Here is a 7,260-nt window from a genome sequence, read left to right as displayed (position 1 = left end):
CGTTGTCCATCCATTTCGTAGGCAACACAGACCTTAATTTCGTCTAGTTCATCCAAAACGTCTAGCTTGGTAATCGCCAAGCAATCCATGCCATTAATCCGTACAGCATACCGTCCAATCACAGCGTCAAACCAACCACAGCGACGCTTACGCCCAGTTGTGGTACCAAATTCTGCACCGCGATCGCACAACAGATCCCCGATCCCGCCATGTAGCTCTGTAGGGAAAGGCCCTTCACCAACGCGAGTCGTGTAAGCCTTAGCAACCCCGATCACCCGGTCAATCATAGTGGGGCCAACGCCAGCACCAACACAAGCACCACCCGCTACAGGATTCGATGATGTGACATAGGGATAGGTGCCGTGATCCAGATCCAGCAGAGTGCCCTGTGCCCCTTCAAACAAGATGTTACGACGACGTTGAATAGCATCATAAATCTTCAGGGAGCTGTCCACCACGTAGGGACGGAGCCGCTCTGCGTAGCTTTGGTACTCAGCAATTACTACCTCTGGATCCAATGGAGGCAGTTTGTAGAGATTTTCGAGAATGACATTTTTATAGCCGATCGTCCACAATAGCTGCTCCCGGAGTGAGTCAGGATTCATTAAGTCCAACATGCGAATGCCTGTGCGCTCTGACTTATCGGCATAGGTAGGGCCAATGCCGCGACCAGTTGTGCCGATTTTGTAGTGACCACGACGTTCCTCAGCAGCTTGGTCAATCATCCGGTGGTAGGGCATAGTCACATGGGCTGTCTCTGAAATCATCAGATTAGCCGTAGAAATATTCAGCGCCTCCAGCCGATCAAGTTCAGCAATCAAGGCTTTGGGGTCAATCACAGTACCAGAACCAATAATGCAATCAGTTCCTGGGTACAAGATCCCTGATGGAATCAAATGCAGCTTAAAGGTCTGATCGCCTACGACGACGGTGTGTCCAGCATTGACACCTCCTTGGTAGCGAACCACAACGTCAGCAGATCGGCTTAATAGATCCGTAATCTTACCTTTTCCCTCATCGCCCCATTGGGCACCAATCACAATAACGTTAGCCAAGGGTTGTCCAGTAGTAAAGTTTTCGCAACCCCTAATTATGGATAGCGATTGGGCTAAGTGTCAATGTTTGCATCTAAATGTAACAAATTTGTTGCAAATAGGTAGGGTGATTACTGAACAATGCATTTCCTATGACTGTACCTAGGAGCTTCATGCCAAAGAAGCAATGTACTTTGTATTAAAATACACTGTTTAGTAATGTTTTGCGTCCTAGCGTGGCTGGGAGATCGTCAATCTAAACCGTTCTAAACCGTTAGTCTAAAAGTCCAAACTGGTACGATGCCGGCAAGAGGCTCAACTGTAGTTTTAGATGCTATCACACTGCTGTGCTACGAGAGTCTCGTGGCGATCGCCTCTAGTGCTGAAAGCCGCCCATCTTCCATGTGGATAATGCGGTCAGCTATGTCCAAAATACGGTTGTCGTGGGTGACTAGAAGAATGGTACAGCCCTGCTGCTTGGCTAGTTTCTGCATGATTTCTACGACATCCCGACCTGATTTTTTATCCAGGGCAGCGGTAGGTTCATCGGCTAGCACAATCTTAGGATGGCTAGCTAGGGCGCGAGCGATCGCTACTCGTTGCTTTTGTCCCCCAGAAAGCTCCTTTGGGTAGTAGTTGATGTGATCGCCTAACCCTACAGCCTCTAGCATGGCTTCGGCTTGGCGCTTCGCCTGTGTGGATGAGATTTCTGGGTGCAGTTCTAGAGACATCTGTACATTTTGCCGAGCTGTAAGGGAATTGAGTAGGTTATGGGCTTGGAATATGTAGCCAATGTTACGGCGTATTTTTACTAACTGATGGCGTGGAGCATTGTGTAATTCTTGCCCTAGTACCTTCAAACTGCCCTCCTGGGTTGATCGCAATGCACCAATCAGGGTCAATAGCGTCGTCTTACCAGACCCGGATGGCCCAGTCATAATCACAACTTCACCAGGGTAAATCTGTGTTGTCACCTCAAATAAGATTTGTTTGCGTAGATTGCCAGAGCCATAGTAATGATTGACACAATTTAGAGCGATCACAGGTTGTTGGTTCATGGCAATGGTGGTGGGTAGGATAATTATTATCGTGTAAAAAGTTACAACGGCAGTGGGTGCCTCTATTGAGGCTTGGTGTGGGTGTTGCTAGCCTTGCACCTTGGATTGCTGCCCAACTCCGAAGATACTACTGCCTACATACTACTTATAGCTGTAGGCGCTCAATGGCTCTTTGATAAAGCGGATGTAGAGGTGACGGAAGGTAGATTTGATTACCCTCGGTAGGCCAAAGTCGATCGGCATCATAGTATCGGGTAAGCGCCAGTCAGTAATCTGGACATCTTGGGGATGCAGGTGAGGGAATGCAATAGTCTCTAAGGGAGGGCAAAGACCAAGGCGTTGGGAAGCAACGATCGTCGGCACTGTAGCAGGATCTACTTGTAGTACGTCAACAATTGCTCGGTCTAGGGCAAACACATCTGTCGATGCAGCTAGTAGTCCCAAGGAGCGCGGTTCACCACCACTAGGCCCATTGCCTTCATGCCCAAGGATGCCATCCAAAATAGTCAGGTCAGGCTGAATGGCTTTAGCTGTTTCCACCAACATGTCACCAAAGCGATCGCTGCTCTTACCTGCTTCCATGTGCCACCATGCCTTCATCTTGCCGGGAACACAGCCAAATAGGTTCTTCACTCCCAAGGTTAGGGTCAACTGCATGTGAGACTTGACTTTAGGTAAATTGATTACTACATCAGCCTCTAGAGCTTCCTTAGACAGTAGCAAATGGTTAAAGCTATCGCTAACGGTTTCGTAACGCTTACCGTGAAACTCAACGATGGGCACCCCTAGTTCAGCCATTAGGGGCAGATAGTTACCTGATTTTGCGACCCCATGAGCACTGCCAAAGGCTGGACTATCCCCTAAGAAGGGTTTGCCACCTGCATCCAAAACTGCTTTGGCAACGGCATACACAACTTCAGGACGGGTAATGGCTTCCTTACCAGGACGAGCACCCGTTAACAGGTTTGGCTTGAGCAGCACGCGATCGCCTGGTTTCACTACTGATGTCATGCCACCTAGGGGTGCCAACAGGATTTCTAAACTAGACTGAAGCTCAGTGCGATCGTAGGACTGGCAACGAACCAAACTTACTGTAGGCATAAACATTAACGTAAAGTAGAGTTTCTTACACCAAGATAATCAGATTCTCAGTCTGTGGCTACCTGTAGGTTGCTCATAAGGTTGCTCATAGTTGCACGATTCTCCAAGGCCATTAGGCCGTCCGTCAGGTAGGCTACGTTATCACAAGCTTATCCGTTTCGTTTTGCCTGCTCATTGCGAGAAACTATATCGATTCCTCAGGTGAACATCACAGATAGGTGGCCGTTAGGGACTCAATCCTACATGAACATGATGATTACCTACATGTCCTTAACATCAATAGCGATGTTATCATCCGTCAACGTTGGTCATTTCGATTTACTGGCTAATACTGTCTAGTTCCCCCATCTGCCTAAGAGCTTGCTATAGTTCAACCTAGCTTCTATTCACGGATACCGCCATGGTCTCATCCTTAGGTTTGCCAATGGTTGCTCAAACGCTTTCTCCTCAACAGTTCATTCATTGGTGCTTACAGGGACGATGGAACCTTCAGCGTTTGCACTGGCTGCAAGTATATGTCCACAAGCAGCTATCTAGAGAAGTTCAGAACCCAAAATCATTTTGGCAAGCAGTCTATCAGCTAGCGCAGCAAGAAAACCTGTTACCTTTGCTCTATGGCATACTGCGTCATCGTGACATTTTGCCGCCAGAAGTAGAGCAAGCGTTCAGTGCTGCTTACTACAGCAATGCCTGTCGGAACAGTTTGTTATTGCGGGAGTTGACGATCGTTCTACAGAGCTTTCGGCAGCGAGGAATTCCAGTCTTAGTTATGAAAGGTGCCGCCTTAGCAGAAGTTGTTTACAAAGACATCGCCCTGCGTCCTATGAGTGACTTGGACTTACTCATACAGTCATCACAGCTACCTCAGGCACGGTGTGCGCTGATGGACTTGGGCTACGCTCTGACGGGCATGGAACTGCACACAGGCTACACAGAAGAGTTTCGCAGTGAAGAGACGTGGTGTAAGAGTGGAGTTATCCCAGTAGCGATCGACCTCCACTGGGGTCTACTAAATCGCCTCTACTATCAACAACGTTTGCCCTTAGATTGGCTATGGGCAACAGCTCAGCCTATTCAAGTCGAGCAAACGCCAGCATTGACCTTCGGCACTAATGCCCAAATTCTCTACCTCTCTGCTCACTTGCTATTGCACCACGATGGCAAGGGGTGGCTTTGGTTTCAAGACATTGCCGAGATTATTGCGCTGAACCCAGATATGAACTGGGCTGAAATTTTCCATCAGGCCGCAGCCTATGACCTAGTAACCCCACTGCAACGGGTGCTTACGACACTGGTTCACCAGTGGCATGTTCCTATTCCTGCAAGCATCCTAGACCAGCTTGCTCAGATAAAGCCCTCTCCAGCAGAGGCTCACGTGATTCGCTATTTGGAAACTGGTCACCTAGGGCTGCGTCTGCGGCTATTTCTTGCAGACTTGCTAGGAGCTACGAACTGGCGACAACGCCTACGCTTTGCATGGAATACCCTCTTCCCAACTCGGGCCTATATGCAACAGCGCTATAGAATTCCCAAGGCGTTGCCTATTTGGTTGTACTATCCCTATCGGTGGTTGCGAGCGTTTAGGCCATAGGGATGCATGTATTTCAATCAAAATTGATCGGGAAACACCCTGAAACCGGACTATGTTACTAGCTATCGCATCTGCTGAACTTAGCCCTTTAGTGCCCTACCCAGGTTGCGGCGGCCAGTTTTGGTGATTAACCACACAGGCCAGAATACAGAAAACATCAAGCGATTAAAGAAGCCTTCAGACCAAAATGTTTTTGGGAAACCCCGCCAAAACAGCCAAACACCACCGATATATATAGCCGCGATCGCAAGTTTAACCAGGATCATAAGCCACCTCCCTACTCTCTGGATATCTTAACCTGAACTCCTAGCTGTGACTAGGCGTTTTAGCACATCGACTAATGGCGATACAACATCCTCACCAACAGCTAAATAGGTAACGGTATCTGTCGAGGGCGGCGGGTTAGTGCTGGTCAAAATTAAGTGGGTGCAGCTATGGGTAAGCATGAGATTCACACCCATATGTTCACCACTGCCCCGAAAGTCTGTACGCAGTCCAATGATGGGTAATCCTCGTCCATAGGCATAACCCATCTCAAAGCAACTCCCCGAATCGGCATCAGCACCATCCAAAATTACAATGGCGAGAGTTGCCCTATCCAACCCCTTCATGCAAATGGCAAATAACTCTTGGGGATCAGTCACACCACTACATTCCTCTTGGGGCAGGTAAATTGTATAGCCTGCCGATCGAAGTTGTGCTGCCAGCCAACGGTTGAACGTGATTTCTGCCTGAGTAAACAATGGGCCTGCAAGATAAATCCATGGCGGTAGGGTCATAGGCAAGCTGCTCAGCAACAATCATGCATAACCATAGCGCACACAGCCAAAATTCTCCAGCGGGTGATGATAAGCATCACTACGAGGCTCAAGTTTGGTCACAGTCTACCGGTACCAGCATCACCCAAACAACTGACTAAGCTCATGTAGTCAGCAGTGATGGCATCACATCTTAAATCAGGCCGGTTTGAGATTATTAATGTGTAAGCCATTCAGCCATCGGGGGAACGACCTAGTTATGCAGCGCAGGCTCTTTGGAAACACTGACACTGTTGATACTTACGCCGTTGACAAAGCCCTATTGTCCATATTCGGTAAATATCACAGAAACGTTGTGTGTTTCCATGCTGTTCAATCAGTACACCAGTCTATGGACGATTCCATGCTGGCTGAATATGAGGGTTGTCGCGCCGCATAGTGAGGTTTACTTAGCATCTGACGTTGCACGTTTATTTCATTGCTTGCCTGGTTGTTTTGCCATCATCTCAGACGCTCTCTAAAAATCTAGAGAGCGTATTTTTTTGTAGAACAGTTTTAGAGCTAGACTTTAGACTTTAGACTTTAGACTTCAAAGAGCGTTTTTTAGAACAGCTTCAAAGGGCGTATTTTTTTGCAGAACAGTAGCCCCTTAGCCTACGTCATTACTGCGATTTTGCAGCGCATCAACTGACACAGGTCGAGCCAAGAGTAGAATTCGGGCTATCTTTAGCTGTAACCGGCTGTAACTATAGGTAAAAAACTGAATTGAAGGACTCTATTGAGCAGTATTATTATGATTTAGATTCCTAATGTTAGCAATAATCTTTGCTTAATGCATCCTGTGAGTAATGCTAGACCTCTGAGACAAATTACACTACACCAGCTTAAGGTGTTTGAAGCTGCTGCCCGCCATTGTAGCTTCACGCGGGCGGCGGAAGAGCTGTTTTTAACCCAGCCAACTGTCTCTATGCAAGTGAAACAACTGACTCAAGCCGTGGGCATTCCATTGTTTGAGCAGGTGGGTAAGCGTTTACATCTCACCGATGCAGGACGAGAGTTATACAAAACATGTCGGGATGTGTTTGAGCAGTTGTCTCAGTTTGAGATGACGATCGCTGACATGCAAGGTCTCAAGCAAGGTAAGCTTCGCCTCTGTGTAATTACCACCGCCAAATACGTCGTGCCGCGGCTACTAGGCCCCTTCTGTCAACGATACCCTGGTGTGGATGTATCGCTACAAGTTACAAATCATGAAGGGGTAGCTGAGCGCATGTCTGAGAATCTAGACGATCTCTACATTGTGAGTGAACCACCAGATCACCCTGAAATAGAGTCTTTTGCCTTTATTGAAAACCCCTTGGTAGTCGTAGCACCTAAAAACCATCCCTTAGTGACGCAAAGGCAGATTAGTCTACAGCGCATTGCCGATGAACCATTCATCATGCGAGAGCCAGGGTCAGGAACTCGTAAAACTGTGCAAGAACTGTTTGATGTCAATAAAGTTCCAATTCGGATCAAGCTAGAAATTGGTAGCAATGAAGCGATCAAACAGGCTGTTGCTGGTGGCTTGGGAATTGCCGTGCTATCGCTGCATAGCCTTACGTTAGAGGGCACCTTCAGCCAAGTTGCGATTCTGGATGTGGAGAAATTTCCCATCGCCCGCCAGTGGTATGTCATCTATCCGGCAGGTAAGCAGCTATCAACTGTTGCTCGTACAT

Annotated in this window: 7 protein-coding genes; 2 read left to right on the top strand and 5 right to left on the bottom strand. The window is 47.9% G+C overall.

Annotation, left to right across the window (positions count from 1 at the left end; genetic code table 11):
* The 3 genes from NZ772_10310 to NZ772_10300 form a co-directional block, all read right to left on the bottom strand.
* A partial coding sequence (locus tag NZ772_10310) for an adenylosuccinate synthase (protein ID MCS6813944.1) occupies window positions 1–1,055 on the bottom strand: 1,055 nt, incomplete at its 3' end.
* A gap of 329 nt (window positions 1,056–1,384) precedes the next feature.
* Complete coding sequence (locus NZ772_10305) at window positions 1,385–2,092, bottom strand: DevA family ABC transporter ATP-binding protein (GenBank protein ID MCS6813943.1); 708 nt, start codon at window positions 2,090–2,092, stop codon at window positions 1,385–1,387.
* A 141-nt stretch (window positions 2,093–2,233) separates the two neighbouring features.
* Window positions 2,234–3,193: a DUF362 domain-containing protein gene (locus NZ772_10300; GenBank protein MCS6813942.1), complete on the bottom strand. Its 960-nt coding sequence runs from the start codon at window positions 3,191–3,193 to the stop codon at window positions 2,234–2,236.
* 400 nt (window positions 3,194–3,593) lie between these two features.
* Here NZ772_10300 and NZ772_10295 point away from each other — a divergent pair, with 400 nt between their 5' ends.
* The gene (locus NZ772_10295) at window positions 3,594–4,784 is read left to right on the top strand and encodes a nucleotidyltransferase family protein (GenBank protein ID MCS6813941.1); all 1,191 of its coding nucleotides are present in this window, start codon (window positions 3,594–3,596) and stop codon (window positions 4,782–4,784) included.
* Window positions 4,785–4,864: 80 nt separating this feature from the next.
* Here NZ772_10295 and NZ772_10290 read toward each other — a convergent pair whose 3' ends face one another.
* Both NZ772_10290 and NZ772_10285 read right to left on the bottom strand, forming a co-directional pair.
* A complete protein-coding gene (locus tag NZ772_10290) occupies window positions 4,865–5,050 on the bottom strand; it encodes a hypothetical protein (GenBank protein ID MCS6813940.1) in 186 nt (61 codons plus the stop codon).
* A 27-nt stretch (window positions 5,051–5,077) separates the two neighbouring features.
* Complete coding sequence (locus NZ772_10285; protein ID MCS6813939.1) at window positions 5,078–5,563, bottom strand: nucleoside 2-deoxyribosyltransferase; 486 nt, start codon at window positions 5,561–5,563, stop codon at window positions 5,078–5,080.
* Between the two features lie 838 nt (window positions 5,564–6,401).
* On the opposite strand from NZ772_10285, the gene NZ772_10280 reads away from it, so the two are divergent.
* Window positions 6,402–7,260, top strand: an 859-nt coding sequence (locus NZ772_10280) for a LysR substrate-binding domain-containing protein (GenBank protein ID MCS6813938.1), incomplete at its 3' end; no start/stop codon positions are given.

It is taken from the genome of Cyanobacteriota bacterium (assembly GCA_025054735.1).
In the GTDB taxonomy this organism is placed as follows: domain Bacteria; phylum Cyanobacteriota; class Cyanobacteriia; order SKYG9; family SKYG9; genus SKYG9.
The sequence above is the reverse complement of the archived record's forward strand: the minus strand, read 5'-3'. Positions and strand labels throughout refer to the sequence as shown.

What these genes read in the sequence shown, in the direction of transcription:
- NZ772_10285 (MCS6813939.1), bottom strand. Translation starts at nt 5,563, where the DNA reads ATGACCCTACCGCCATGGATTTATCTTGCAGGCCCATTGTTTACTCAG.
- NZ772_10300 (MCS6813942.1), bottom strand. Translation starts at nt 3,193, where the DNA reads ATGCCTACAGTAAGTTTGGTTCGTTGCCAGTCCTACGATCGCACTGAG.
- NZ772_10295 (MCS6813941.1), top strand. Translation starts at nt 3,594, where the DNA reads ATGGTCTCATCCTTAGGTTTGCCAATGGTTGCTCAAACGCTTTCTCCT.
- NZ772_10290 (MCS6813940.1), bottom strand. Translation starts at nt 5,050, where the DNA reads ATGATCCTGGTTAAACTTGCGATCGCGGCTATATATATCGGTGGTGTT.
- NZ772_10305 (MCS6813943.1), bottom strand. Translation starts at nt 2,092, where the DNA reads ATGAACCAACAACCTGTGATCGCTCTAAATTGTGTCAATCATTACTAT.